Raw genomic sequence first — 26,481 nt, 5'->3', positions numbered from 1 at the left:
CTACGGTTTCAGAAGAACTTTAATGCAGCCGTCCGTCTTCGTATCGAAGACCTCGTACCCCTTCTTCGCTTCCGATAACGGAAGGATATGGGTGAACACATCCGACGGGTCCAGTTTGCCTTCTTCAATCAGATTATAGAGATACGGCATATAATGAATGACCGGCGCCTGTCCGGTGCGGAGATTGACGTTCCGCTGGAAAATATCGCCGAGAGGAAATCCGTTATATCGGGCTCCGTATACGCCGGTAATCTGGATCGTTCCGCCTTTACGGACGGCTTGGGTCGCGATTACAAGCGAGCCCATGGCTCCGCCCTGAAGCTTCAACCCCGTCGCCAGAAATTCCAGGGGCGTCATTTTTCCGTCCATTCCAACCGCGTCGATCACCACGTCGGCCCCGCCCTGAGTAATCTCTTTCAAGTGATTGCCGATGTTTTCTTCTTTCTCGAAATTGACGATTTCTACTTTATTCGTCCGTTTCGCATGCTCCAGCCGGTAGTCCACATAATCGACGGCAATAACCCGCTTGGCGCCCTTGAGCCAGGCGGCCTTCTGGGCAAGCAGTCCCACGGGTCCGCATCCCAGGATAATGACCGTGTCCCCGCTTTTTACGCCGGAGTTGTCCACACTCCAGTAAGCGGTCGACATGGCGTCCGCAAGCGGTGCCAGCTTCTCGTCTGGAAGTTCGCTGCTTTCGGGCACTTTAAACGGTGTAAAGTTGCCGTAAGGAACGCGCATGTATTCCGCTTGTCCGCCAGCATATCCTCCAGCCGTCTCCGAATAGCCGAAGTACGCGCCCATGTCCCCGTGCGGATTGGAATTGTCGCACTGGCTTTCCAGCTCGTGATTACAGTACCAGCACGATCCGCACGCCACGTTGAACGGGACAATAACCCTGTCGCCTTTTTTCAGCTTCGTAACCTCGGGACCGACTTCTTCCACGACTCCCATCGGCTCGTGGCCGATTATGTAATCCTGCGGAAAGTTCGGGATCATCCCGTGAATCAAATGAAGATCGGAGCCGCAGATGGCCGTGCTGGTCAGTTTGACGATAATGTCGTCCGCTTTCTCGATCCGCGGATCTTTCACTTCTTTGACCTGAACATTTTTAATGCCCTGGTAGGTGACTGCTTTCATAATCCGATATCCTCCTCCATTAATGTTCCAGGTCCGCAAACAAGCCGAGGCGCGCCGTATCTTCGGGAAATAATTTCATACCCGCTATTTGTACGGTCATCTGTGCGGAAGTCAGGTCCAACTGGAATTGTTCGCTTACATTGTACGGATGCAGCCACTTCTTATCGATCATCAGCTTGCTGATTTCCTCGTGAAGCTGTATGGCCTGCTCAAGCTGGCCCATCAACATCTTGCGCACTTCAGGTGTGGCCGTCTCCGATAACGCGAAAGCGCAGTTTCTTACCCCGTTCTTGACCGTAAGCAGAAAATCGAGCGCAAACATCGCATCCGCCTGATTTGGCATTCCTCTGGAATTAACGGGGTCCAGATAATCATTATTCATGGTAAGCTCCTCCATGCGCAGCCGCGCTAAATGGTTTACTGCACAGGTGCTTTGGCATAAAGCCCCTGCAGTTGTTGAATGGCCTGGACGGATTGCTGGACGTCTTTTTCCATCAGCGCTTTCAAATCCCTATCGAAAACAATCCCTTGCATAAATTTAGATTTAGTCAGGGCAACCGTCTTAAAATTTAGCATTTCGTGAATTTCCATCGTTTCATGCGGTGCCAGATGCTTTTGATCCATGTGCTAGTCACCTCATTTCCCGGCTTGTTAACAAGGCTATTTTCACCCCGTTCCGGTTGTTCATACGAGTGGATTCCCTTGTAAATCCTCCCAAAAGCCTTGCGATAATATGAAAAAAAGGACCTGCGGCTGCAGGTCCTTTTTGTATACATGCTATTAGTTGACCGTCACGTAGACTTTGGTCGATTTCTTCGCATACGTAACCGTAATCGTGGCCTTCCCTTTGCCGGTTGCCCGGATGATACCGTCTTTCACATCCGCTACACGGATGTTGGAAGATTTCCACAACGCCTGGACCGTAGCGTCCTGCTCGGACAGATCCTCGAACGTTGCCGTAGCCTTCACGTTCGCCGTAGCTCCCGCTTTCAGCTCCACGGTAACTTTGTCGGTCTGCAAGTATTTCAATTTGTCCACATCGACGGGAATCGAAATGCTCTTGCCGCCGAACGTTGCGGAAACCGTCGTGCTTCCCGCGCTGACGCCCGTCACTTTCCCTGCGCTCACATCCGCAATTTTGTAGTTGCTGGACTTCCAGAGGACGCTCGAAGTAACGTCTTTCTTGCTTCCGTCCGAAAGAGTCGCCGTTACTTTGATTTGAACGCTCGATCCGGATTTGGTCGTCACGAAACGCTTGTCCACTTCGAGAGTAGAAACGACGCCGATTTCGACCGGAATTGTAACCGTCTTGCCGCCGTACTTCGCGGTGATCGTCGTTTTGCCGCGGGAGACCGGAGTCACGAGACCGTTATCCACCGTCGCGACTGCCGCGCTGCTGGAGGTCCACTCCGCCTCTTTCGTCACGTCTTTCGGCGTTCCGCTTCCGTCCGTGCTCGTAAGGGTGATCAGTTTGTTCTCGCCGAGATCGAAATTCAGGAACGACGGATTCGCCGTCAGTTTGTCCGCCATATCGACTTGAACCTTGAATGTAACCGTCTTGTTATTGAAAGTGGCCGTAATGGTAGACTCGCCGGAAGCGACACCCGTTACCAGACCGGCATCTACGGTCGCCGCTTTCTCATTGGAGCTCGTCCAGGCCGCTTCTTTCGTCACATCTTCTTTGGTGCCGTCCGAATATGTCGCCGTCAGGTCCAGCACCTGAGTACCGGCCTTTTTCAATGAAATGGTGGTCTTGCTGCCGGTGGTCAACGTTTTCAATACACCTACGGACACTTGAACGACAGCCGTTCTCGTACCGTACTTAGCCGTCACTGTGGCGGCACCTGTACCTACGCCGGTAATCACGCCTTTGCGTACTTCCGCGATGTCCGCGGCGCTGGAGGTCCAGTCGGCTTTCTCCGTTACGTCTTCCACCTTGCCGTCGCTGTAGATCGCGTTCAGCGTTACCTTCTCGTAGCTCCCTACTTGGAAGTTAACGGTTTTCACGCTTGCTTTGATCGTGTTCGGAATATCGACCGACACTTTAACAGTAACGGTTTTGCCGCCGTAAGTCGCGGTTACGTTGGCTTCTCCGGCTTTACGTGCGGTCACTTTGCCGTCCGTCACGCTGACAACCGCTTCGTTGTCGACCGTCCATTTGGCTTCATCCGCCACGTCTTCCTTCGTATCGTCGGCATAGGTCGCCCATAGGACGATCTGCTCCTCTTTGCCGGTTTGCAGGAACAACGGCTCCTTCTCGGCTTCCAGACGCTTCGGAACATCCACGTCTACGACGACCGAAACGGTTTTCGTGCCGTACTTGGCCGTAACGGTCACTTCGCCCGTAGCATTCGCGAACAGCTTGCCTTTGACGACGCTGACGATATTCTCGTCGCTGGAAGTCCAGTCCGCGCGAGCCGTAATATCATCGGAGCTCCCGTCGGCATAAGTCGCTTTCAGGTTCAGCTGCTCCGTGCCGTTTTTCTTCAGCAGAACCGTTTCCTTGCCCAAGTCCAGCTTGATGGCATTGTCCACGTCTACCTTGATAGACGCCGACTTCGTGCCGTAGCTTGCCTTGATCGTAGCTTTACCCGGTCCATACCCGGTAACTTTGCCTTTCAGGACATCCGCCACATTCGGGTTGTCGGATTCCCACTCGGCGATGTCCGAAACATCCTCGGAAGTACCGTCGGGATAAGTCGCGATTAACGTGATCGCTTCCGAGTCTTTCAGAAGCATGGAGATCTGCGATTTATCGGGATCTACCCGCTTCGCGATTTCGATGCTGACCGGTACGGAAACGGTCTGGTTGTTATATTTCGCGGATACGATCGCCGTACCCGAGCTTTGACCTGTGACGAGACCGTTGACTACCGTAGCCACGGAACCGTTGTCGATGTTCCATTCGGCCTTCTTCGTTACGTCTTCGTTCGTACCGTCGTCATAGTAGGCCGTCAGTTTAATTTGTTCGGATTTGCCTTTGCGCAAATCAATCGTTTGTACGTCTTTAATGAGAGAACGGACATGCTTGCTTACCGTCACGTTGACGATAACCGTTTTCCCTTTATGGGTGGCCGTAATGACGGCTTTGCCTTCTTTCTTCGCCGTAACCGATCCCGCATACACGGATGCGATTTCCGGAGAACCTGAGGTCCAGTCGGTTTTAACCGTTACGTTCTCGGTCGCGCCGCTGTCGTAGACCGCGGTTGCCGTAAGGGAAGCGGTGCCGCCTACCTCCAGCGAAAGTTCGTTTTTGTTCAGCACCAGGCTGGTAACTTCCAACGCCATCGCGCTCATTGCGCCGAAGCTGCTCGATACCAGAGTTAAGGTAAGGAATAAAGCCAAAATCCTCATTGCCCGCATCATTTCATCTCCTAGTCTTTGTTCTTGTTGGACAGCTTCGCGGAAACCTGCTTAGACAAACATTCCTTCCGCAACTGTTCAAAAAGCTGACCTTCTTTTCGTGCCGAACCCGAACTGTAATTTCGACGTCCTTGTCGGTACCTGGAAAATGTGATCCTCCTTTTAGGTCAATGGCGTTCGCCCGGCAGAAACGGTAACTTCCGATTAAGCGTTTCATTAACGCTTGACTGGCGGTTTACCCAATTGTTGGAATACCCTCTTCTAATATCGACAAAAGAGAACAAAATGTTTAGCCTCAATCTCCATAAACAATCATCCGTGCAGAAAATTTTCGTCCTTTTTCCCGTTCGGTTCCCCTTGCTCACAAAAACGCATTGCCCGGCAGCACGTAAAAAAGCCCGAGACTTTGCCCGGGCTTTTAAGATTTCCGTTCCGCGCTCAACCCCAAGGTACAAGGGACGCATTCCGTTATTATTGGTTTTGGTGCTTTTCGAACAAATCGTTCAGCTTGCGCGCCGCCTCGTTATACGGCTGGATGCCGCCGTTATCGACGTGGAAATAGAAATTGCCGTCCGCGAAGCCCAGGTACATGAACTGATCCTTCGCCATCAGGATTTCCTCCGTCTGCTCCAGGTAATAATAAGTAGTGTCGAAGCCTTTGAAAACGGCCGCGCCCGGAAGCTCGACATCGCCGGACTTAAGCTTCTCATCTACCGCTTTATACATAATCCTCGATGTCTTGCCCTCATAGTAAGCGACATAGAAGTTTTTATACTCTTCCACAGCATCCCCGTCCAGTTCATCCTGCCCTTTCAGGAACGGAGTTCCGAGAATAGCGGAAACTTCCTCCGCCTTCTGCCCCAGATGCAGTCCGTTCAGGACAAATGCCCCGCCTTCCACACCGACAACCGGCTTGTCGAAGCGCTTGCCGTACTTGCCCGTTTTCTCCATGACACGGTCGATCAGGACGGCCGCTTCCGCACGGGTAACGGGAGCCTCCAAGGCCAGATCACCTTCGGCACGCCCCTGCAGGATGCCTTCTTTTACGCAGAGCGCCACGGCGTCCTCGTCCGGAACCGATTTAAACCTCCATTCCGGCTGAATCAGCTTGCTCACCACACGCACGATTTCGAGGCGGGAAGCCGGATCGAGCATCGTTTTCGAGAAAGCTTCGTCCACAAGACCGATCTCCGCTTGCGCTTTATTTAAATAAGCTCCGTACCAGGCTGCATAGCTGCCCAGATCGGGTTCGTAAGACGGATCGCTCGCCATCACGGCCATCTTCACGAACTGGATGCCCGTTACCTTCGCACCCGGATCGAACGTTTTCTCGGACACCCCGTCAATCACGCGCATTTGAGACGTGCTGATTAAACTCTCCTGCGCCCAAGGAACCCCGTCAATATCCTCGTAAAGCCAGTGAGCGCTTGCGGGCGACGCAGCCGTGACCAGCACGAGCGCGGTTCCGGCGACCAGTGCGCTTTTTTTCCAAAAAGACCATTTCATTCTCCTATGCTCCCCCTCATTGTTTGGATGTGCATTTTATCCCCACATGGTATGCAGTATTTTTCGCGATAGAAGCAGCAAAGTCCTCTCTTAAACGGAACGCTAAACAAACCAAGTGTCCTTAAAAACCTTTAGGACCGAATACGCTTTTGAAATCGCTTTCTTTTCTGCAATAAAAAGATGGCCCCCCAAGGTCATCTTTTTATGTCCGGGACCAGAGGCAAATTAATCGACCCGGCCCCTTCCTTTAACCTTTTCAGGCCCATCTTGTCCTCACATACTCGCCTGCGCGCTTGCGCGTCTCTTCAGGCTCCGCCGGCAGCCTCTTACTGCATTTTCCGCCGGTACACCACGCGGGACCACAGAAAAATCGCATTGCCTAGAAGCAGAATCGTAAACTCCCATCCCGTCTTCCCCGTGCTGAAAAAATTATAAAGCCCCCAGACAAGCAGCGCCGCCGTATAAAAAATAAAAGCAATCTTCGCCGACTTCTCCGTCTGATATCGTTCCATTTCATCCGCTTTACGCAGGTTCAGTTTCATACCCTTTTCCTCCCGGTCCATGATGAAAAAGCTCTTTTGTGATTTTATTTAAAATGTCAAATATATTTTACATACCTTCATTATAAAAGAACGGACAGGAATGTCAAATAGTTTTTACATTTTAAAAATCGCTTCCTTAAAGGGAAACGTTGTTCGCGCTTCATCACGGTTATTCGCGGGATCCGTTAATATCTGGAAACGTCCGTAAGTTGTCCGAAACCCGTTTACCGGCGGTGCCTGCGGGGTAAGGATATGCTGTAACCGGAAGAAAGCTAAGCGAAATGAGAGAATCCTGTACGAAACTTGAGGAGGTAGTTCAAAATGGATAAGAAAATTGTTGGTGTTTTCGATACAGAAAGAGAAGCTATTCAAGCGATCGATGGTCTTAAACAGCAAGGTTTCCATGCCGACGATATCTCCGTTATTGCCAAGGATAAACAAGATTCAGCCGATATTTTAGATGAAACCGGAACGAAAGCGCCTGAAGGCGTAGCCACGGGCGCAGCTACAGGCGGCGTTCTCGGCGGTGTGACCGGCCTGTTGGCCGGAATCGGCGCGCTGGCCATTCCAGGCGTCGGCCCCTTCATCGCGGCGGGACCAATTGCCGCTACATTGACGGGTGCCGCTGTCGGAGCGGGCGCAGGCGGTATCGTGGGCGGCCTGGTAGGCATGGGCATCCCGGAGGATGAAGCCCGGCAGTACGACAACTATGTCAATGACGGCAAAATCCTCGTCCTCGTCGATTCCGATGCCGAACGCGACGCTCACGTTTACGACACCTTCCGTACGAACCGCTCCCTGAACGCATCCACTTACGACGATCAGGTGTTCCGCGATACGGATACCCCGGCCTACGATGTCAATTCGGGTCTGCCTTACAATGCGCCGAATGATGACATTGACCGTTCGCGCCGTCTGTAAGACCGCGCCAAGCCGATCGGACACGTTCCCTATTCAAATAAAACCGAAAGACCCGGTCCTCGTATAAGGACCGGGTCTTTTCTTTATAAATTTCCTGACCGGGTTGACCAACGTGACCAGCGCCATGCTAGGCCATATTACAGCCCTTGAGCTTGTCCGGTGCGGAATGCTGTATGATCTAAGACCTGCCGAACCCGGACCGTGCACCTCGCCATTTCGACGGACAAGCCGTCTGTTCCGCCCGTGCAGAATGTATCGAAGGGAGTGGCTTACACTCCGGCGCCGCAAATATATTCGGCCAGCGTACGCACCATGGCGCCGGTGCCGCCCTTCGGATCGACACCCCGATCTCCCCAAAGCCACGCCGTACCGCCCGTATCCAGATGAATCCACGGCTTATCTTCGATGAACGCCTCGATAAACGAGCCGCCCATAATCGCTCCCGCCCACTTATGAGCGGCGGCATTTTTGATATCGGCGACCGTGCTGCGCAGCATTTCCCGGTATTCCGGAAAATTCGGGAGCTGCCACACCTTTTCTCCCGCTTGTATCGAGGCTTGCAGAACGGAAGCGAGGAAAGCATCGTCGTTCGTCTGGGCGCTTGTGGCAACATCGGCGAAAGAGACGAGAACCGCGCCTGTCAGCGTAGCGATATCGATCAGACGGGTCGCCCCTTTCTCAATCGCATACGTGACGCCGTCCGCAAGAATGAGCCGCCCTTCCGCATCCGTATTCAGCACTTCGACTGTGCGCCCGCTTAAGGTCGTGATAACATCTCCCGGGCGCATCGCCGTTCCGGACGGCATATTCTCGGCGGCCGGTATGACAATCCGCAGGTTGATGCGCGGCTTCAGCCGGCCCACCACGATCAGCAGCCCGAGCAGCACCGCCGCTCCGCCCATGTCGCTGATCATCTCTTCCATGCCTCCCGCAGGCTTGATGGAAATGCCGCCGGTGTCAAAGGTGACGCCTTTGCCGACAAGCCCCAGCACCTCACCCGACGACGGATCGCCGTCGTAGCTCAGCGTAATCATGCGCGGCGGGTTCGCGCTGCCGAGGCCGACGGCCGCGAGCGCTCCCATGCCGCGCTCCACAATCGCCTGCTCATCCAGCACCTCGCAGGCGATTCCGAACTGCCCGGCCAGCTTCTCCGCTTCCTCCGCCAGATCGGAAGGAAGCAGCAGATTGCCGGGCAGGTTCGTCAGGTCGCGCGCATAGTTCGTCGCGACCGCATACGCTTCGGCGGCGGCCACCGCCGCCTGCAGCGCTTCCCCGTTCAGCGCGTCCCGCTGAACGAACAGCTGCGCCGCGGCCAATTCCTGCCGCGGCTTCGCCTCCCGCGCGTACGTCGCGATGCGGTACGCGCCGAGCAGCAGCCCTTCCGCCACGGTGAACACCGTCGTGGCGGAAGAAGTAGCGCCCGCAGGCTCCGCGTCTGCCGCGCTCGCGCTCTGTGATGCAGGCCGCGCCTCTGCCGCCGTCCGTGCATCCGCTCCGCTCTCGCCCTGCGGCTCCGCTTGCACGCCGTCACCGCTTGCGCTTGCGGACTTCACCGAAGCGCCTCCCGCGGCGCCGGCTCCGCCTGCGCCCTGCGCCGCAAGCGGAGCCGCGTACGTCCCGCCGCGCGGGGGCTCAGCCGGGAAGGCTCCCTCCGGCAACAGCACGGCCAGGCGGCCCAGCCCGAGACGCTGTGCTTCGCGGGCCGCTTGTACCGCGGCAAGCCGCAGCGTGTCGCGGCCCGCCGGCGCCGCACCGAGACCGGCGGCGATCACGTACGGCGCGGCCAGGCGCCCGTATGCCGGAAGCACGGTTACTTCACCGGCGCCTCCTTTGAAGCGTCCGGTCCGCTTCAACCGGTCCAACTCAGCCCGGAGCTCCGCCGGCAGATCCGGCAGGCTCCCCGGGTCTTCCCCCTCAGTCGTGAAGAACAGCAGGGCATCCGCCTCCGCCGAGGCCCATCCGCCGCTTTCCGTGACAGAAATTTTCGTATTTGTTGTATAGTCCGCTCTCATCTAAGAATTCAGCCCCTCTCATGCCTTTGGCGGCAAGTCTTTCCCTTCGGTCCGCGTTTGCAGTATTCCCGTTCTAAATAGTCAAAACTCCCTCAGGCCGGCGAGTTGATCAGCAACATCGTCAGCGGGGAGCATATGGTATTCTTTTCTATTGTAATACACCGTAGCGTCAGTTTAAAGGGAGCTGAATCCGGAAGCTTGTCCCCTCCCCAACCTCGCTTTCCACATGAATGACGCCGCCATGGTTTTTGATGATGCGGTAGCAAACGGAAAGCCCCAGGCCGGTTCCGTCTTCTTTCGTCGTAAAAAACGGATCGAACAGCTTTGAAAGCGTTTTCTGATCCATTCCTCTGCCGTTGTCTTCTATGTAAATCCATACTTGATGATCCACTTTAATCGTCCGGATGCGAATAAGCCCATGCTCTTTCTGTCCGTCGGACATCACTTCTATGGCATTTTTAACAATGTTGAGCAGCACCTGCTTGATCTGCTTCACGTCCACCCATACGTATAAATTCGGGTCGGATTCGCTTAACTGGATATCGCAGCCTTTTAACAAAGCCTCGCTCTCGAACAACAGCACGACTTCCTTAATAAGCGAGGCGATCTGGATCTTCTGCTTCACCGGAGCCGTAGGCTTGGACGAATTCAGAAATTCAAAAATGATATCGTTGGCGCGGTCGATTTCACTTAAAATAATATCGGCGTAATCCTGTTTGCCCAGACGAAGCAGTTCAGGCTGCAAAAGCTGAATAAACCCGCGGATCGAGGTAAGCGGATTACGGATTTCGTGAGCGATGGAAGCCGCGATTTTGCCCAGCATGGCCAGCTTGTCGTTATAATAGACGGATTGCTCGATCCGCTTGAAGTCGGTCACGTCCTTGACGGAAATGAGAATGTCCCCGTCCAGCTCCTCATCGTACTTGGCCGTCACCAGAAAGTGCTGGCCCTTCTCGTCCAGAACTTCCTGAAAGGGCAGCCGGTACACGAACATCTCGCGGTGAAGCTTGATCAGAAGTTTACGCATGCCCCTCGAAAGCTTCCGCAGCCTGACCAGCTCGTAGAACGTGCGTCCGATCATGCTTTTGCGGGGCAGACCCAGGAATTGGCCGAGCTTTACGTTGGCAAACGAAAGAAAGCCTTCCTGGTCGAATAACGCTATCCCGCTGTCCATATGCTGGAGCACATTCTCATACTTGCTGTTGGACGACTGGTAGGAAGAGTCCTGCATCAATCTGCCGGTAAAGCGTCTTGACGGTTCTTTACCGGACTGCTCGGATTGAGACGTGCAAAAGGATATCGCTTCATTAAGTATTTGGAACGATTGCTGATAATACAGCAGAGCATCTTCAGGTCTGGCAGGGCCGGTTAACTCCCGCATGCATCTATCATGCAGAAGAGTCACCTCTTCCGGCAGCATAGAGGAGATAAGCGGCTTAAGGGTGCTGGAATATGAGCGGGCTTCCTCCGGTCCGCTTTGCATCAATACTTGCAAAACTTGCAGATACATCGTTCGGATATCCGGCATGTGACTCCTCCTAGATTATGCGTGGGGTTGTGTACCCGGCACGACGACACTTTTCGTCAAAAATCAAGGTTTTTTCGTCATTTTCTTACATTTCCTCGCGAATTTGCTAATTATCGGAATCTCACTCATTGTAACATAGGAAGGTTAAAATTACGATACGATTTGGAGCGTAAAAAGAGGAAAATGTAAAATCCCGCCTTAAAAACGGCAGCGTCTGCCTCTGCCGAAATCCACTTTCTGCCTGGATGTGCGAGCTAAATAACCCCGCGGTCGGCGGGGTTATCTTTTCTTATTAGAGCCTTTTTTGCAGATGGTCTGCTTATTCGTTCAAGCGTTGAACGGGCGCCCGCTCAGCCGATGTGATAATAAACCGGGCCCTCCTTGAATGGAATCCGGAAAGAATGTCCGCCCTTCCAGGAATCACGATCATCCCTGTCGTCGTCCTTCTCGTGATTCTTGTCTTTCTTTTCTTTTTCTTTCTGCTTCTCGCGTTCTTTCTCCCGTGCTTTTCTTTCTTTTTCTTCTTTTTCCTTCTGCGCTTCCTGTTTCCTCTTCAACTCTTCCTGAGCGCGCTTGTATTCCCGCTCCACCTTCTGACGAAGCCATTCTTCCCGTGCGTTGTCCGCGTTGCCGCTGCCGGTGTAGGTATTCTCCTTCTTCGGGGTCGGTGTAGGTACAGGCGTCACTTTGGTTCCGGAGGCCTTGCCGCCCGTATTCGCCGTGTTTCCTGCAGAATTGTCCGAAGGCGTAGGCGTAGGAACCGGCGTCTTGGAGGGAACCGGCTGATTCTTTTCTTCTTCACCAGGCAGAGCCACGTTATCCTTGTTCCAGGAGCCTTCCTTTTCCATGGCCAGCCAATTTGTAAGGTTGTCTTTGTTGATGGGCTGCGTGCGGTTATACAGCTTCCCCATTCCGCCCATCTGCTTGGCCAGTGTGTAAATGGACATCTCACGCAGCTGATCCAGGCTGATTTCGGTCCCCATACTCTTCGCGTTCAAATAAATCGCGTACTTGCCCGTGGACAGCTGATGCGTACCCGCTTCCTGCCGCAGTTCAGGCGGCGCCGCGAAAGCCGCGACCGCATATTTACTCAGGTCGGCATGGTTCGCGAGCAGATGGTCCGTTACCTGCTTCTCCATTTTGTCGGCCAGCAGAACGTCGCTCACCTTGCGCTCGTTGCCTACAACCGTACTCGAAATGATAATATCCCCTTCGCCTTTGGCGAGCGGGCCTTGATCAAGCCAATCCAGAATAACGGACGCGGCCTGGGTCAGGGGCTTGCCTTCCACATGAAGCGCCTTGGCCATCCGGGCGCCGTCCTGATTGAGCCCTCTGACCTCCCGTACGATCTCCTCATCGTCGAGCGCAAGCTCTACGCTCGGGTTAACGTCCATCGTCACATACGCCGCCACTTTTACCTGACTGCCCATGTTTAACAAGCCGCCGATGAAGACAAAACAAATAATCGCGGCAGCCGTAAGCCCGGATGTCAGCACCAAAATCTGAGAACGCCCGAATCCCCGTGTCGATTTGTAACGGATTTCTTGTCCGACTTGGCAGTTTCGCCCTTTCTTAGAAATGCGCTCGAAACGCCCCTCCTCCGTCATGACAATAATGCTGTTTCCCTTCAGCTCCATGACGATGCCTTTACTCATATGCCTCTCTTCTTTCCTGGAAAGTTTGCTTTGATTGCTCTTTAATATGCAGATATTCTTTGAGATATGGATAGGAGCCGGTGTGTATGAGCGCTATGGCAATCAAATACTTTCGGTTACGTTCCAGCGTTTTGCGGGAGACGCTAACCTTACCCAGAAGTTCCTTAATAGGAAGCTGCTTTTTGCTAAGCAGAAGACGCATCAGTTCAGGGTCTTCGGAGAGGAGCTTGCCGATCCCGAATAGCATGATACGAGAATCTTCGTGCTTGGGAGAGGCATCGACCAAATCGGTAAATTGAATGGAGAAAACGGCAAGATTGCGGTTAAATTCCACAATTTCTCCGCGGCGTTCTTCTATTCCCTTCTGTTTCTCATACTGTTCCAGCGCTTGATGAATCTCGATAGGATTCACGTAATGATCTTCTTCGTCTTCCTGGTCAAACGCACTGTACGGAATCTGTCCTTTGAACCGCTGCTCCTTTCTCAAATAGTCGATCAGTCTGCGGCGCATCACCGTCTCGGCAAAACCGAGAAACGAACGCCCCATGTCATGGGAGAACTGATTAATGGCCTCGTTAAATGCGGCTAAAGCAATACTAAATTCGTCGTCTCTGGCAGGATCAATGTATCTTTTGCAAAAGCGGCTTGCCACCTTGATGACAAACGGCTGGTAATCCGAGATAAACTGATTGCGCAGACGCAGGTCTCCCTGCTGTATTTTTTTCACAACCTCTTCAGGTTGCGGTGCGTTTTTTTGGTGGTGGCTGGACTGACGCTTGCTGCCGAATAACTTCTTAAACAGTACCAGAATCACTGTTCCACCTCACTTATACAATTCGATTTCCAGCAATTTCTTCGGGGGGTCAATCTTTGCTATTATAGCACAAGCTTTAATATCGGCGAAAAAGTTAAGAGATTTCACAGGAGTTTCTCAGAAAAAAGAGCCGAATACCACTCATTTTCTCAAAAAACGCAGAAAAAGCATAATTATATTCCAGCATAAGTAAATTAATGGTATTATCAGGTGGAAAGGAGTGAAGAAAATGTTTCACAAAAAATGGCTCGTTTCCGCCGTTGCCGTAAGCCTGCTTGTTTCGGGGAGCACCTTCGCCGCCTCAGCAGCCCCGGCATCCGGAGAAGCCGAAAACTGGGATAAACCGTCTACCGCTAAGTTTCAGTCTTATAAAATCGAACATAAGCTGCTGTACACGAAAGCAGACGTACGGTGGAGCGGCGAACAGCTTGACAAGTTTCAGAACACGGACCGCTACCGGCAGTTTTTTCCGGCCTTCCATTTGCAGGTCCAAGAATCGGTAGACACCCGCGCCAAATTAATGGTCTCCAACCTGCCGGGAGCCAAATTTACACGGACAAAAGCCGGGTATACGGACGGGGAGGAGATAAAACTTTCCGTTCTGGACACTTCCTCACTAACCCAGAATAAACCGTATACGTTCTATACGGCCTGGCTGAACCTACTGGAAGACCATCCCACCGTCTCTCTTAGTTCGCTTCAAAGATATTCCCAGCCCGGCGGCAGCCTGTACGATCTTTCCGGTCCCGCAGACCTGCTTCACAAGGAAAATTTTACAAATGCAGAGCCCTTGGATATGAAATATAACCGCTTGGGCCTGCCGTCCGGTTTTGACGACCTCTTCAAACAATATCCGCATCAAAAAGAACCTTCCGCAACCAAAGTAAAAAGTTATGCGCTTATCAATTCCAAGGAAGCCCTGGAGGCCTTCAAAAAGGAAGCTGCCAGGACGCTGCATAACTCTTTCGACAGCGAGAAAGTTCAATTTGCGGTTACGTTTACTAAACCTTTCACGGCGCAGCATTTAAAGCAACTCGAAGAGAAATACGAGTTGAATCTGGCTCAAATTTATGCGGCCGGAACTACAGCCAACAAAGAAGAGTACACCGTAAGCTGGTTTGACTCCGATGTGGAGACCGCTTCCTTGTTAAGAATCCCGCAAGCCGGATTTATTCACTTCAACTTGACCGAGCTGGAAGGCACCGCAACCGTGGAAGGCTTAAACAAACTCAGACTCGATCTGAACCCCGATGTTATAGAAATCGCGCCGCTTGATGAACCGGCCCCGACGGGTATCCATTGGCTGAACCGAAAATTTCTTAACCAATAATTCATCCACTTATCAATTAAGCTGTGTGGACCTCTTTTCACCCGGTTGTCCCAGAGCCTATGCACAAACCAAAAAGCCGGTCAGAACACTCTGACCGGCCTTTTTCGTATGAGAATACCATCTATGATAAGTGCAATTGCTTTGAGGCTTAAGGACTTTGAGGCGTACGCCCTTTAACAAGCTTGCTCCGGCGGCGGCTGAGCACCTGAAGACGTTTTTTGAGCTGGTCCTCCCACGCGCTGTCCCCGAGAGACTTAGCGACCGAAAGCAGATCCAGTCCCATGTCGATCTGATTCTGGACAATTTCCATCGGTTCCTCATCCTCGTGGTTCACGCAGTTCTCATAAATAGCCGGTCCCTGCTTGCCTTCCACATAGTCGATGAAATCAACCTCGGCGGCACCGTCTCCGTGCGCGTATTCGGCCAATAACTCGTACTCGTTTTCTATCAGATGATGAACCTCGATCCGGTGACAAACCGGACAGAAAAGGATCGGAACATTGTGAATGCTTGTTCGTATATGTTTAAGGGTCCCCTTCGACCCGATCATACTTGCACCGCAGCAGAAACTCATAATACTTCCCTCCCAAGGATCGTCCTGCAGACCTTCCCGGCCTGCGGAAGTGAATTTACGCATGTCGTTTGCATGTGATGCTTTATTTTACAACATTCCTATTCACCGGCACAAAGGAAAATTCCTCTTTTTCTAGCAAAATAGGCCTAGCTGGACTCCGATTTTTAATCCGCAACTGTAAGCTTATCCCTTTCGGGGCCAAGCTTTGCCGTGCTTCTAACTCTAACACAGCCCGCATAAAATGAGAGGAACAGGACTTCCGGGAACTGCGCTAACCATGCCGGAGTCCGTTTTACCACCAGATCGGAGGGACGTGCAATGACGATTATTCCCATCATTTCTCGGCAGATTGCTTTTGCCAAATTCGAGGGCCAGACCGGTGAATTCTCGGTCTATTACCACACGGGAAAGGTGGAGAATTACACCGGTTTCGACCTGGAAGACATTCAAGCCCTTTGGGACTCGGCGAACCGTTACGATACGCTGATGCGCTTGACGGAATCGCGGCGGCTTCCCCAGACCACCCCTACATGAAGATGACGGACCGGAGGTAAAATAAGCGGCAGTAACCGGACAGCGGGAAGCGGGACACCCTGCCGTCGCTACATTCTCCGGCTTCCTCCCCTCAAAGATTGGGAGCTTCCTTCCGCTGTGCTACAATAGAACCATTCAAAACGATACGGCATACGCCCGGCAAGGAAGAGAGGAATTTACTCTGCACGGTATCCGTCCAATCCATTCCCCGCTGCTGCAGCCCAAGCTCGGCAATGTGCATCTTATGATTCAGCAGCAGACGGTTCTGTTTGTTTACTGGTCGCTTTCATCCCGCCTGGCTTCCATGATCGCCGAGTACGGAGGAACCGAAGCCGAACAAGGTCTGGTATCCGTCCGCATAAGCGGATATGGTGAAGGCTCCGGCGAGTCTGTCGTCTATGAGGTCCGAACCATGCCACCGGCCGAAAATGCCGGTTCCGCCTATATCCGCACGCAAGGCCGGAAGGGTCTATGGCTGGCGGAATTGGGAATGCTGATTGCCAATGACGGCTTTCTTCCTTTATTGAGGTCCGCTCCCGTTAGGACGGGTGACGGTTCCGGCGAAAATCCATTCCCGGAAGAAGGGCGGCACAGCGAGAACAATCATCCCCCGTTTCCTCTTCTGCCGGTTGATTTTGGCTTCTATTCTACTTACACGATCTATCCGCCGCCCAAACAGGAAGGAGAAAAGCCGTGAGCATATCCCAGCCCGTTCCCGCTCTGCTCGTTTTTCACGCGCATTTGCCTTACGTCTACCGGCCCGACGGCGGTCTCACTCTAGAAGAATATTGGTTTCATGAAGCGATGTGCGACGTCTATCTGCCCTTCGTGGATTGTATGGATCGTCTGCTAAACGGCAAGGTCTGCTCTCCGGTGACCTTGTCCGTAAGCCCCGTGCTTCTGTCTATGTGGGAGAATCCCGAACTGCAGGAACGTACGCGGGAAATATTGAAACGGCGTGTGGAGCTGGGCCGCAAAGAAAAAGAACGGCTTACAGACAAGCCCGGGCCGGCCTCCCTTGCCTACCGCTATGCCGGAAGGTATGCGGACATGCTTGCTTTACTCGACAAGATAGACGGTAAAATGATCCCGCGGCTGCGCCTTTATGCCGACCGCGGCCTGATCCAGCTGATTCCCGCAGCCGCTACCCACCCTTTCCTCCCTTTGTTCAAAACGGAGGAAGCCGCGTTCGCGCAGCTGTATACCGCCGTGACGGAGTTCCGGCGGTATTTCGGCTTCGCCCCCTCCGGGATCTGGCTGCCGGAATGCGGGTACACGCCCAAGCTGGAGCCTATCCTGCTTAGGCTGGGGCTCCGCTTTACAATCCTGGAGGCGCCGGACGGCAAATCCGGGGCCGGGCAGGGATCGGCCGCTCCGTACGTCACACCGGACGGCCTCCAGGTTTTCACCCGGGATGCGGCCGCCTCGGCTCTCGTGTGGAGCCGGGATAGCGGCTACCCCGGCCATCCCGATTATCGCGAATATTACCGCGATATCGGGTATGAGCTCGGCCGCGGCACTCCGGCCGAGCAAGCTTACATCCGGCCGTACGTGCTGCCGGATGGCACTCCCGCTGCGACAGGCTACAAGTACTGTCGCATAACGGGCGCCGCCGGGGGCGGAGACGGAGCCGGAGGCAAAGCCCCGTACGACGCCGGCCGCGCCGCGGAGCTGGCCGCCGCGCATGCGAGGCATTTCCTCGCATCGCTCGGCGCAGCGGTGCCTCGGGGCAGCGAAGCGACAGCGCGCGGGGCGGCCGGCGTTGATGCCGCTGATTCCGCAGCCGATTGGGAAGCTGCCGTGCCGACCGCCCAGGCGGCAGCCGGGCTTGCCTCCTCCGTCTCCGCTGCCGCCAAACGCCAGCCTGCGGAGGCTTTCCCGGCTTCGGGCCTTGCGGGAGACGCCGCACGGCGAACGCAGGCTGCCTGCACAGCGCCGGAAGCCGAGCACACCCGCGCCTCCGGCTGTTATGCTGGGGAAGGCGGGGCCTCCCGACCGGCCGCTTCCGCTTCGGAGGCACGCCTCCTGCCGCCCCGGCCGGTTGCCGTCTGCGCCTTCGACCTGGAGCTTTTCGGACACTGGTGGCACGAAGGCCCCCTCTGGCTGGAAACCCTGCTGCGCGAAGGCGACCTTGAACAGCGGCGGCGGTATGCCGCCAGCGGTTCGCACAGCGGCCCTTCACTTCCCGATTCGGAGAAGCAGCCCGTGTTTCTTACGCCCTCTCTATATGAGGAGCGCTACGCTTTCGACAAAGGCACGGCCCCCGCTCTATCCAGCTGGGGACGGGGAGGGGATGCCAGAGTCTGGCTGAATCCGGCTACAGACTGGATGTATCCGCTTCTGCATGCCGCAGAAGAAGCCATGGCGCTGGCCGCCGCAAGAGCCGCCCGGACAGACACCGCAGCAGGAAAGGCTCACCAAGCCCTCGCTGCGGAACATGACGCCATTTCAAGCTCGGATCCTTTGTCCTTCCATTCCCCTGACTCCGGCCCGAATCGACGCGATCACGAAAATCTTTCGCACACCGCTCTCACCGACAGAATTTTGCGACAGGCTGCGCGGGAGCTTATGCTCGCCCAAAGCAGCGATTGGGCGTTTATGATCGAATCGGGAGACATGGCGGGCTATGCCGCCGAAAGATTTCACGAGCATAGGAATAACTTCTATCAACTGCTACCGATACTGGATGATATAGATGAGAGACAACCCGACGTTCTTTCACCCGGGAAGCTAGAATTGCTTCATAGAATGGAAAGAAGCGCTCCTATCTTTGCCGATGTGAATTGGAGAGCCTACCTCCCGAGGTATCTTTCCGAAACGCTAGCGGATAAAAAACCGTCCCGGGCCCCCGCCTTTGCTCCCGCCGGTCTTTCGCCTGAAGAGCAAACGGCCGCCGAAGAGCGCGAAACTGGCAAGCCATCCGCCGGAAGTTCACAGGCAAAACCGCCTGCCGCAAACAGCTTCACCGCTGCTCCGAATACCGACAAAAAAGCCTCCCTCCGCGTTCTCGTGCTGGCCTGGGAATTCCCGCCTCATCTAATTGGAGGGCTGGGGCGAGCGGTCGGAGACCTTGCGTCACAACTGGCCCGTGACGGCCATATTGTGCATGTGATAACATGCCGCCGGGATGACGAGGCCTCGGACAGTCTTTGGAACGGAGTGCACGTTCATCGCGTGGAAGTCCTGCAAAGCTCCGAATCCCCGGCTTTTCTCGACTGGGTGTTCAGGTTGAACATCGCCATGATTTTACGGGTGGAACGTCTGATGGAGGAAAATCAGGAGCTTCGGTTCGATACCCTCCACGCGCATGACTGGCTGGTGTATTACGCCGCCCGTGACTGCCGGCAGGCTCTTCGCCTGCCGCTTGTCGTTACCCTGCACGCAACCGAACACGGCCGCAAGCTGGGCCGGCTGGACGATCCCGTCTCCCGCAAAATTCACGCCGCCGAAAGCAGCCTGGCAGAGCTGGCCGACAAACTTATCGTTTGCAGCGATTCGATGGCGGAGGAAGTGACGTCGCTTTTCAACCGTAAAAAATCCGGCGTGACGGTCATTCCGAACGGTCTTCCTGCCTCTTCCGATGCGGAAAACAACCGGGAGCCGCATCCGGTTCCGGCATGTGCCGGAGATTCCGGATATCCGCAGCGCCCGCCGTCTGCAAAGCGCCGGATTCTATATCTCGGACGCCTCGTCCCCGAGAAGAACATTCCGCTGCTTCTGGCAGCGCTCCCCTACGTCCTGGAGCAGTTCCCGGAAACGGAACTGATCATTGCCGGAACGGGACCGGAGGAGGCTTTTATCGGCGGGCTGGCCTCTCCTTTCGGAGACCGCGTACGCTTTACGGGCTTCGCCGACGAAGCCGCCAAAGCCCGGCTTTTGGCGGAAGCCGATGTCTGCGCCATTCCGAGCCTATACGAGCCTTTCGGAATCGTGGCGCTTGAAGCGATGAGAGCGGGCGTCCCTCTCGTCGCTTCGGACACCGGCGGGCTCGCGGGACTTGTCGAAGACGGTGTAGACGGTTTCCGGCTTCCTCCTGCGGATCCCCGGGCTTGGGCCGGGAAGATTTGCCTTCTGCTGGTCGATCCGGAGCTTGCGGCTCTTTTTACGAAGCGCGCCTCCGCTAAATTACGCACATGCTTTAATATGAAGGAAATCGGAACCGCCACCACGAACGTTTACCAAAGCGCCATAAATTGCCAAAGATCGACAAAAACTTGTTGACCTCTTCTTCTGAAAACGGTAACCTTATGGCGAATAACCTGGATTTACCAGTAACCAGTAAGGAAGTGATTTTTTGCCCAGACATTTCGTTGTCGGTAACGGGAAGTTTCTCATCAATCTGGATGAACACTCTTACATGCGGGATTTGTACTATCCTTATGTAGGGCAGCTGAATCATATCGGCGGGTATCATTGTCGTGTCGGAATTTGGGTGGACGGTGCTTTTTCGTGGTTGGACGCGCCTGAATGGCAGTTTCAGCGTGCTTATGTGGAAGACTCCTTAGTGACCGACGTGAAGGCGACGCATCCCGGCCTCGGGGTTACGCTTCGCATTCAAGACGGCGTGCATCAGCGGGAGGATATTTTTCTGAAGCGGATTCAGATCACCAACCATCACTCGGCGGTGAAGGAAGTCCGGGTATTTTTTAACCAGGATCTCGTAATCAACGAGACGGAGGTCGGCGACACTGCCGCCTATTACCCGGCCAATCACACCGTTTTCCATTATAAAAAAGACAAATACTTCATGTTCAACGGAAGTACGGGAACGGACGGCATTTTTCAGTATACGACCGGGGTCAAGCGCTTTTACAATGCCGAAGGCACATGGCGCGACGCCGAGGACGGCCATCTGATGGGCAATCCGATCTCGCAAGGCTCGGTCGACAGCACCATTTCGTTCCGGATGTATGTGCCGCCTTCCGGCGATCATACCCTGTACTACTGGCTGAGTGCGGGCCACACGCTTGAGGACGTGAAAAAGCTCGATAAGTATGTCAAGGAAAGCCATCCCGGCAAGCTGCTCGACCGCGTTCAGATTTACTGGCAGCGCTGGGTCAACAAGACGGAGCGGTCGTTCGGCGATCTGAGCGAAGAAGTTATCCGCTTGTTCAAGCAGAGTCTCCTCATTGTGCGTACCCAAACCGACGTGAACGGCGCGATTATCGCGGCCAACGATTCGGACATCATGCAGAGCAACCGTGACCATTACAGCTACATGTGGCCTCGAGACGGCGCTCTGGTCGCCTACTCCATGTCCATGGCCGGCCATCAGGCGATGATGGAGCCGTTCTACCGCTTCTGCGCCAACGTGATTTCTCCCGAGGGGTATTTGCACCACAAATACAACCCGGACGGAACCGTCGGATCGAGCTGGCATCCGTATGTACACAACGGCGGCGAGCAGCTGCCGATTCAGGAAGACGAGACGGCGCTCGTGCTGTTCGCTCTCTGGCAGGACTATAAGAAGCACGGAAATCTGGAGCTGGTACAGTCCCTCTACCGCGATCTGATCCGCAAGGCCGCACGTTTCATGTCCACTTATATCGACCAGGAACTGAGCCTGCCTAAGCCGAGCTATGATCTGTGGGAAGAACGGTACGGCATCTATACGTTCACCGCTTCCGCGGTTTACGGAGGACTGATCGCCGCGGCTAACTTCTGCAACCTGTTCGGCGATGAGGAACGCAGCAGCCGCTACCGCCATACGGCCGAGAAAATCAAAAACGGCATCCTCACTCATCTCTGGGATGAGAAAGAAGGCCGTTTCGCCCGCGGTTTGTACCAAAAGGACGGAACCTGGGTCCGCGATATGACGCTGGAAAGCTCGGTCTACGGTATATTCGAGTTCGGCGTTCTGCCGGCGGACGACGACCGCGTGGTACGCACCATGCAGGCCAACAAGAACGGCCTGTCCATCAAGACCCCTGTCGGCGGCGTAGCCCGCTATCATCACGATTATTATTTCCAGCGGTCGCAGGATGTGGACCAAGTGCCAGGCAATCCCTGGATCATCTGTACGCTGTGGATCGCCGAATGGGAAATCGAATGCGCCAAGACGCTTGCAGACCTGGAGACACCGCGGCAGACGCTGGAATGGGTCGTAAACCATCAGATGGAGAGCGGAATTCTTCCCGAGCAGCTCGATCCGTATAACGGCGATCCTGTGTCCGTGGCCCCTCTCACCTGGTCGCACGCCACCTTTGTTCTCGCCGTCGTCAAATACTTGAGCAAATATGAGCAGCTTGCGGGAAAATAATCCTGCCTGCTCCTGAAAAAAACCGCAAGCCGTTCCAATTCGGCCTGCGGTTTTTTTCAGCACTTTCCTCTTTTATCAGGCGGTCAGCACGGTCCCTTGCAAAAGAGCAAAGCCACTCTCCACCCGAAAAGGTTTTACAGACGCTTATCGGCGGCTTAGAAGAGCGTTTCCGGCCCCCCACGGGCGGTGAAGATCTGCTGTTTTTATCCCCCGCCGCTGTACACGCTTGGACGCTCCGTTCCGCTGCACCGGAAAGAACGAAAGGCGTCAAGACCATACCGGCACCTCATGACCGGCGGCGTCTACAGCCGCTCTCCAAACACTTCGGCATATTTCTTCGCGCTCCATAAAGCCTCAAGCTCTTCCGGCTTGTTCATCTCAATCTGAATAAGCCATCCCGAGCCGTAGGGAAAACGGTTGATATAATGGGAGTTCTTAACCAGCTCCCGGTTAGTGGATACAATCGTTCCGGACAACGGCATAAACACATCCGCTTCCGCCGTAACGGACTCCATTGTCCCCAGAAGATCGCCGGCCTGCAGCTCCTCCCCTTCCTCCGGAAGCTCTGCAAACACAATCATTCCGATCTCCATTTGCGCGTAATCCGTCAATCCGATCGTAGCCCGGCTTCCGTCTACCCGGACCCACTCATGATTCGGGGTATACAACAGTTCCTGCGGGATATCCATCCTGCTCCTCCTTTCTTCCTGAAAGGCTAGGGCTTTCTCAATCGTAACAAAAGCTCCCCGCCCGCCGCCGTTAAGCGGAAAGTGAGGAGCTCCTATAATCAGTCCGTCATCTTACTTTACGGACAGGTTTTTGTCGCCGGGTTTCCAGTTCATCGGGCACAGGCCACCGGACTGAAGAGCTTGCAGGACGCGAAGAGTTTCTTCTACGCTGCGACCTACGTCGTTGTGGTTAACGACTTGGTATTTCAGTTCGCCTTCCGGATCGATGATGAACAGGCCGCGCAGAGCTACGCCTTCTTCTTCGATCAGGACGCCGTAGTCGCGAGCTACGGATTTCGTCAGGTCAGCCGCCAGCGGGAAGTTCAACTTGCCCAGGCCGTTGTCCTCACGAGCGGTGTTGATCCATGCACGGTGAGAGTGCTTGCTGTCCACGGAAACACCGAGGATTTCGGTTTTCAGATCCTTGAAAGTGGAAGCAGCTTCACTGAGCGCCGTAATTTCAGTCGGGCATACAAAAGTGAAATCAAGAGGATAGAAGAAAAGTACCAACCATTTGCCTTTGTAATCGGAAAGAGAAGCCGTACCAAAATCCGTTCCGTCTCCAAGTGCAGTTTCCATAGTGAAAGCCGGAGCCGGTTTACCTACCAAACGTTCTGCCATGTCAAAATTCCTCCTTTGATCTTTTCCTTGTCGAATAATAAAATGGTATCATCCACCCAAAAGAAAGTCAAGATTATAGAGTCTATTAAATAATAATTATTATAAAAATATGACCAATGTGCGAACATTTGCTGCCATTACGGCCTTCGGCTTCTTGATTTTTGTTCGCTAACGCGAAGTTTTCAAACGAATCTCTACCTATTATAATAGTGCGTATTTTGCATCCCGACGCCTACATCTTTTCTTTACAAAAGAAAACACGCAGAAAGCAAATTCTCTTCTGCGTGTCGGTATCAGGCATTCTTTTATTTACGGATGGCCGCGACAATCAGGTCGCCCATTTCTTTAGTGCCGATCGCTTTCGACTTATCGACCGCGATATCGCCCGTGCGGTGGCCCGCATCAAGCACTTCTTTCACGGCACGCTCGATCGCGTTCGCCGCTTCGTGGTAGCCGAACGTCAGGCGGAACATCAGCGCTACCGAGAGGATCGTCGCGATCGGGTTGGAGATCCCTTGACCGGCGATGTCCGGTGCGGAGCCGTGTACCGGCTCGTACAGGCCGAAGCTGCCTTCGCCCAGCGAGGCGGAAGAGAGCATGCCGATCGATCCGGTCAGCATCGCCGCTTCGTCGCTCAGGATGTCTCCGAACATGTTCTCGGTGACGATAACGTCGAAGCTGGAAGGACGGCGCAGAAGCTGCATCGCGCAGTTGTCGACGAGCACGTGCTCAAGTTCGACATCCGGGTAATCCGCGGAAATGCGGATGACCGTCTCTCTCCACAATCGGGAAGTCTCCAGCACGTTCGCCTTGTCGACCGAAGCCAGCTTCTTGCTGCGCGTGCGGGCGATTTCGAACGCCTGGCGTGCGATGCGTTCCACTTCGCTTACGTTGTAAGCGCAGGTATCGACCGCTTCTTGTCCGTTCTCTGTCTCGCGGCGGAATTTCTCGCCGAAGTAAATGCCTCCTGTCAGCTCGCGGACCACGATAAGATCCGTACCGTCAAGCACTTCCGGCTTGAGAGTGGACGCGTCCTTCAGGCAGTCGAACACGACAGCCGGGCGGATGTTCGAGAACAAGCCGAGCGCTTTGCGGATACCGAGGAGGCCCGTTTCCGGACGAAGCTCCTTCGGATTGTTGTCCCACTTCGGACCGCCTACGGCTCCGAGCAGCACCGCGTCGGCGCGCTGGCACAGTTCCAGCGTTTCCTGCGGCAGCGGCGTGCCTTTCTCGTCGATGGCGATGCCGCCGAACAAGCCGTGCTCCGTCTCAAAGCGATGACCGAAAAGCTCCTCGGTTTTCTTGAGAACTTTCTCCGCTTCCGCAACGACTTCCGGGCCGATTCCATCCCCCGCGATGACGGCGATTTTTTTCACGTCTGACATGTTCGTTCACTCCTTTGGATTGTCCGTAGCTGACAGGGCCGTGCTAATCCGATCCCTACTGCATCTCTACTTTCAGTTTTAACACATTTGGTAACGGATGACTAAGATATAAAAGCTATCAGTTTCATAGGAAAAACCTATAAACACCTTTTCGACGAGGCTGCCATCCTTTTTTTACTTCATGATGCCGTTGCCTCCATCCATTTTTTCATGAACGCAAAAAGACCCTCCCGGTTCCATCAGAGTTCTTAACGTTCTCCGACAAAACCAGGCAGGATCTTTTACTAACCTTTAAAAGCGTTATACTTTCGGCGCAGCCGCCAGCAGAGGCTGTAGAACAGCATCCAGGCGTTCGAGGCCCAGCCTGATCTCCGCTTCTCCGGCATGCGTGTAATTCAGGCGCATGGTGTTGCGCTCCGGCTCGTCGGCGAAGAAAGAAACGCCGGGCACGAAGGCCACTCCCTGCTGAACGGCGGCCGCCAGCAGCACCTGCGTGTCAATGTGCGCCGGAAGTTCCAGCCACAGGAACATGCCGCCTTGGGGATCGTTCCAGTGGACGCCCGGCCAGTTCTTCTCCTGAAGCACCTGCACCATCGTGCGCATCCGCTTTTCGTACTCGACCGAGATCAGCCCGATATGGGCATCCATGTCGAACTGCTCCATCAGCTGGAACAGCGTCATCTGATCGAGGGTGCTCGAGTGCAGATCCGCCGCCTGCTTGGCCTGGGCCATGCTGCGGATAACGGCGCGGTCGCCCATGACCCAACCGGTGCGCAGTGCGGGCGCCACGATTTTGGAGAACGTGCTCGTGTACACGACGCAGCTTCCCTCAGGATGCTGATCGAGCGAGAAGATGGACGGCATGATTTCGGTCGTGCCGAATTTCAGCTCGCCGTACGGATCATCCTCAAGGATGAGCACATCGTTCTGACGGCAGGCCGCCAGAAGGCCTTTGCGGCGCTCCAGACTCCACACGCGGCCGGCCGGGTTGGAGAAACTCGGATTCACATACACCATCTTCGGCCGGTGCTGCTTGATTTGGACGGCGAGATCCTCCAGGTCCATTCCGTGGCGGTCGCTCCGGACCGACACGATTTTGGCGCCGCGCGCCTGGAATACCTGAATGGCCGCGAGGTAGGTCGGACGCTCTACGAGAATGACGTCGCCTTCGTCGATATAGACGCGGGTAAGCAGATCAATCGACTGCTGGGAGCCTGTCGTCAGCAGCATGTCATCCGGCGTAACCTGCATGCCTTTCGTTGCCATGCGGTTGCAGATGCTCTGGCGCAGCGGAGTGTAGCCTTCCGTCAGCCCGTACTGCAGGGCGGACTTGCCGCCCTCCATGACTCTTCCGATCGCTTCTTTGACGGCTTCTACCGGAAAAAATTCCTCAGCCGGAAGGCCCCCGGCAAAAGAAATGATGGACTTGCCCTGCGTAAGCTTGAGAATTTCACGTACAGCGGAGGAGGAAAAAGCCTCCAAAGTTTTTGAGAACCGATATTTCATGATGCCGCCCCTTTCGTGTTAACAAAACACCTCACTTCCGCGCCCGGCGGGAGTGAGGTGCTGCGT

At 54.5% G+C, this 26,481-nt stretch carries 21 protein-coding genes; 6 read left to right on the top strand and 15 right to left on the bottom strand.

Features of this window, described 5'->3' with window-relative positions; all coding sequences use genetic code 11:
* The 6 genes from HMPREF1207_RS16935 to HMPREF1207_RS16910 all read right to left on the bottom strand — a co-directional run bounded on the left by HMPREF1207_RS16935 (position 1) and on the right by HMPREF1207_RS16910 (position 6,548).
* Complete coding sequence (locus tag HMPREF1207_RS16935; RefSeq protein WP_009672237.1) at positions 1 to 1,137, bottom strand: zinc-dependent alcohol dehydrogenase; 1,137 nt, start codon at positions 1,135 to 1,137, stop codon at positions 1 to 3.
* 19 nt (positions 1,138 to 1,156) lie between these two features.
* Complete coding sequence (locus HMPREF1207_RS16930; RefSeq protein ID WP_009672158.1) at positions 1,157 to 1,519, bottom strand: spore coat protein; 363 nt, start codon at positions 1,517 to 1,519, stop codon at positions 1,157 to 1,159.
* Between the two features lie 35 nt (positions 1,520 to 1,554).
* Entirely contained in the window at positions 1,555 to 1,761 is a 207-nt protein-coding gene (locus HMPREF1207_RS16925; protein ID WP_009672254.1) for a hypothetical protein, read from the bottom strand.
* A gap of 156 nt (positions 1,762 to 1,917) precedes the next feature.
* Positions 1,918 to 4,503 (bottom strand): Ig-like domain-containing protein, encoded by a 2,586-nt coding sequence (locus HMPREF1207_RS16920; RefSeq protein ID WP_009672076.1) that lies wholly within the window; start codon positions 4,501 to 4,503, stop codon positions 1,918 to 1,920.
* Between the two features lie 468 nt (positions 4,504 to 4,971).
* Positions 4,972 to 6,006 carry an S-layer homology domain-containing protein gene (locus HMPREF1207_RS16915; protein ID WP_009672111.1) on the bottom strand — a complete coding sequence of 345 codons (1,035 nt, stop codon included), beginning with the start codon at positions 6,004 to 6,006 and terminating at the stop codon, positions 4,972 to 4,974.
* A gap of 326 nt (positions 6,007 to 6,332) precedes the next feature.
* Complete coding sequence (locus tag HMPREF1207_RS16910; protein WP_009672178.1) at positions 6,333 to 6,548, bottom strand: hypothetical protein; 216 nt, start codon at positions 6,546 to 6,548, stop codon at positions 6,333 to 6,335.
* Positions 6,549 to 6,869: 321 nt separating this feature from the next.
* On the opposite strand from HMPREF1207_RS16910, the gene HMPREF1207_RS16905 reads away from it, so the two are divergent.
* Positions 6,870 to 7,469: a general stress protein gene (locus HMPREF1207_RS16905; RefSeq protein ID WP_009672226.1), complete on the top strand. Its 600-nt coding sequence runs from the start codon at positions 6,870 to 6,872 to the stop codon at positions 7,467 to 7,469.
* Positions 7,470 to 7,738: 269 nt separating this feature from the next.
* Here HMPREF1207_RS16905 and HMPREF1207_RS16900 read toward each other — a convergent pair whose 3' ends face one another.
* From HMPREF1207_RS16900 to sigI, 4 genes are all read right to left on the bottom strand, one after another.
* Entirely contained in the window at positions 7,739 to 9,481 is a 1,743-nt protein-coding gene (locus HMPREF1207_RS16900) for a leucyl aminopeptidase (RefSeq protein ID WP_009672047.1), read from the bottom strand.
* 169 nt (positions 9,482 to 9,650) lie between these two features.
* Positions 9,651 to 11,009 carry an ATP-binding protein gene (locus HMPREF1207_RS16895; RefSeq protein WP_009672262.1) on the bottom strand — a complete coding sequence of 453 codons (1,359 nt, stop codon included), beginning with the start codon at positions 11,007 to 11,009 and terminating at the stop codon, positions 9,651 to 9,653.
* 350 nt (positions 11,010 to 11,359) lie between these two features.
* On the bottom strand, positions 11,360 to 12,664 hold the full coding sequence (locus tag HMPREF1207_RS16890) for an anti-sigma factor domain-containing protein (RefSeq protein ID WP_009672101.1): 1,305 nt from the start codon (positions 12,662 to 12,664) through the stop codon (positions 11,360 to 11,362).
* Positions 12,657 to 13,478: an RNA polymerase sigma factor SigI gene (sigI, locus tag HMPREF1207_RS16885; RefSeq protein WP_009672036.1), complete on the bottom strand. Its 822-nt coding sequence runs from the start codon at positions 13,476 to 13,478 to the stop codon at positions 12,657 to 12,659. Before sigI ends, HMPREF1207_RS16890 begins: the two co-directional genes overlap by 8 nt.
* Positions 13,479 to 13,707: 229 nt before the next feature.
* On the opposite strand from sigI, the gene HMPREF1207_RS16880 reads away from it, so the two are divergent.
* Positions 13,708 to 14,808, top strand: coding sequence for a hypothetical protein (locus HMPREF1207_RS16880; protein ID WP_009672221.1), 1,101 nt, complete (start codon positions 13,708 to 13,710; stop codon positions 14,806 to 14,808).
* Positions 14,809 to 14,956: 148 nt separating this feature from the next.
* Here HMPREF1207_RS16880 and HMPREF1207_RS16875 read toward each other — a convergent pair whose 3' ends face one another.
* Positions 14,957 to 15,382, bottom strand: coding sequence for a hypothetical protein (locus tag HMPREF1207_RS16875; protein ID WP_009672238.1), 426 nt, complete (start codon positions 15,380 to 15,382; stop codon positions 14,957 to 14,959).
* A gap of 318 nt (positions 15,383 to 15,700) precedes the next feature.
* Between HMPREF1207_RS16875 and HMPREF1207_RS16870 the strand changes: the two genes are divergently transcribed.
* From HMPREF1207_RS16870 to HMPREF1207_RS16855, 4 genes are all read left to right on the top strand, one after another.
* Positions 15,701 to 15,916 carry a hypothetical protein gene (locus HMPREF1207_RS16870; RefSeq protein ID WP_009672162.1) on the top strand — a complete coding sequence of 72 codons (216 nt, stop codon included), beginning with the start codon at positions 15,701 to 15,703 and terminating at the stop codon, positions 15,914 to 15,916.
* Positions 15,917 to 16,160: 244 nt separating this feature from the next.
* A complete protein-coding gene (locus tag HMPREF1207_RS16865; RefSeq protein ID WP_009672061.1) occupies positions 16,161 to 16,613 on the top strand; it encodes a DUF4912 domain-containing protein in 453 nt (150 codons plus the stop codon).
* Complete coding sequence (locus HMPREF1207_RS16860; RefSeq protein WP_009672230.1) at positions 16,610 to 20,137, top strand: 1,4-alpha-glucan branching protein domain-containing protein; 3,528 nt, start codon at positions 16,610 to 16,612, stop codon at positions 20,135 to 20,137. The genes HMPREF1207_RS16865 and HMPREF1207_RS16860 overlap by 4 nt, the downstream gene beginning before the upstream one ends.
* 73 nt (positions 20,138 to 20,210) lie before the next feature.
* Positions 20,211 to 22,175: a glycoside hydrolase family 15 protein gene (locus tag HMPREF1207_RS16855; protein WP_009672233.1), complete on the top strand. Its 1,965-nt coding sequence runs from the start codon at positions 20,211 to 20,213 to the stop codon at positions 22,173 to 22,175.
* Between the two features lie 302 nt (positions 22,176 to 22,477).
* Here HMPREF1207_RS16855 and gcvH read toward each other — a convergent pair whose 3' ends face one another.
* From gcvH to HMPREF1207_RS16835, 4 genes are all read right to left on the bottom strand, one after another.
* Positions 22,478 to 22,864, bottom strand: coding sequence for a glycine cleavage system protein GcvH (gene gcvH / locus HMPREF1207_RS16850; protein WP_009672168.1), 387 nt, complete (start codon positions 22,862 to 22,864; stop codon positions 22,478 to 22,480).
* 111 nt (positions 22,865 to 22,975) lie between these two features.
* Positions 22,976 to 23,524 (bottom strand): peroxiredoxin, encoded by a 549-nt coding sequence (locus HMPREF1207_RS16845; RefSeq protein WP_009672122.1) that lies wholly within the window; start codon positions 23,522 to 23,524, stop codon positions 22,976 to 22,978.
* 305 nt (positions 23,525 to 23,829) lie between these two features.
* Entirely contained in the window at positions 23,830 to 24,909 is a 1,080-nt protein-coding gene (gene leuB, locus HMPREF1207_RS16840; RefSeq protein WP_009672020.1) for a 3-isopropylmalate dehydrogenase, read from the bottom strand.
* Positions 24,910 to 25,209: 300 nt separating this feature from the next.
* Positions 25,210 to 26,415 carry an aminotransferase-like domain-containing protein gene (locus HMPREF1207_RS16835; RefSeq protein ID WP_009672276.1) on the bottom strand — a complete coding sequence of 402 codons (1,206 nt, stop codon included), beginning with the start codon at positions 26,413 to 26,415 and terminating at the stop codon, positions 25,210 to 25,212.
* Positions 26,416 to 26,481 lie beyond the last annotated feature (66 nt).

Origin of the sequence: Paenibacillus sp. HGH0039, from assembly GCF_000411255.1 — a bacterium.
GTDB lineage: Bacteria > Bacillota > Bacilli > Paenibacillales > NBRC-103111 > Paenibacillus_F.
Note: the sequence above shows the minus strand (reverse complement) of the source record. Positions and strands in the feature narration are given on the sequence as shown.

What these genes read in the sequence shown, in the direction of transcription:
- HMPREF1207_RS16930 (WP_009672158.1), bottom strand. Translation starts at nt 1,519, where the DNA reads ATGAATAATGATTATCTGGACCCCGTTAATTCCAGAGGAATGCCAAAT.
- HMPREF1207_RS16905 (WP_009672226.1), top strand. Translation starts at nt 6,870, where the DNA reads ATGGATAAGAAAATTGTTGGTGTTTTCGATACAGAAAGAGAAGCTATT.
- HMPREF1207_RS16835 (WP_009672276.1), bottom strand. Translation starts at nt 26,415, where the DNA reads ATGAAATATCGGTTCTCAAAAACTTTGGAGGCTTTTTCCTCCTCCGCT.
- gcvH (WP_009672168.1), bottom strand. Translation starts at nt 22,864, where the DNA reads ATGGATATCCCGCAGGAACTGTTGTATACCCCGAATCATGAGTGGGTC.
- HMPREF1207_RS16870 (WP_009672162.1), top strand. Translation starts at nt 15,701, where the DNA reads ATGACGATTATTCCCATCATTTCTCGGCAGATTGCTTTTGCCAAATTC.
- HMPREF1207_RS16890 (WP_009672101.1), bottom strand. Translation starts at nt 12,664, where the DNA reads ATGAGTAAAGGCATCGTCATGGAGCTGAAGGGAAACAGCATTATTGTC.
- HMPREF1207_RS16865 (WP_009672061.1), top strand. Translation starts at nt 16,161, where the DNA reads ATGATTCAGCAGCAGACGGTTCTGTTTGTTTACTGGTCGCTTTCATCC.
- HMPREF1207_RS16880 (WP_009672221.1), top strand. Translation starts at nt 13,708, where the DNA reads ATGTTTCACAAAAAATGGCTCGTTTCCGCCGTTGCCGTAAGCCTGCTT.
- HMPREF1207_RS16910 (WP_009672178.1), bottom strand. Translation starts at nt 6,548, where the DNA reads ATGAAACTGAACCTGCGTAAAGCGGATGAAATGGAACGATATCAGACG.
- HMPREF1207_RS16895 (WP_009672262.1), bottom strand. Translation starts at nt 11,009, where the DNA reads ATGCCGGATATCCGAACGATGTATCTGCAAGTTTTGCAAGTATTGATG.
- HMPREF1207_RS16875 (WP_009672238.1), bottom strand. Translation starts at nt 15,382, where the DNA reads ATGAGTTTCTGCTGCGGTGCAAGTATGATCGGGTCGAAGGGGACCCTT.
- HMPREF1207_RS16935 (WP_009672237.1), bottom strand. Translation starts at nt 1,137, where the DNA reads ATGAAAGCAGTCACCTACCAGGGCATTAAAAATGTTCAGGTCAAAGAA.
- HMPREF1207_RS16920 (WP_009672076.1), bottom strand. Translation starts at nt 4,503, where the DNA reads ATGATGCGGGCAATGAGGATTTTGGCTTTATTCCTTACCTTAACTCTG.
- leuB (WP_009672020.1), bottom strand. Translation starts at nt 24,909, where the DNA reads ATGTCAGACGTGAAAAAAATCGCCGTCATCGCGGGGGATGGAATCGGC.
- HMPREF1207_RS16925 (WP_009672254.1), bottom strand. Translation starts at nt 1,761, where the DNA reads ATGGATCAAAAGCATCTGGCACCGCATGAAACGATGGAAATTCACGAA.
- HMPREF1207_RS16845 (WP_009672122.1), bottom strand. Translation starts at nt 23,524, where the DNA reads ATGGCAGAACGTTTGGTAGGTAAACCGGCTCCGGCTTTCACTATGGAA.
- HMPREF1207_RS16915 (WP_009672111.1), bottom strand. Translation starts at nt 6,006, where the DNA reads ATGAAATGGTCTTTTTGGAAAAAAAGCGCACTGGTCGCCGGAACCGCG.
- HMPREF1207_RS16900 (WP_009672047.1), bottom strand. Translation starts at nt 9,481, where the DNA reads ATGAGAGCGGACTATACAACAAATACGAAAATTTCTGTCACGGAAAGC.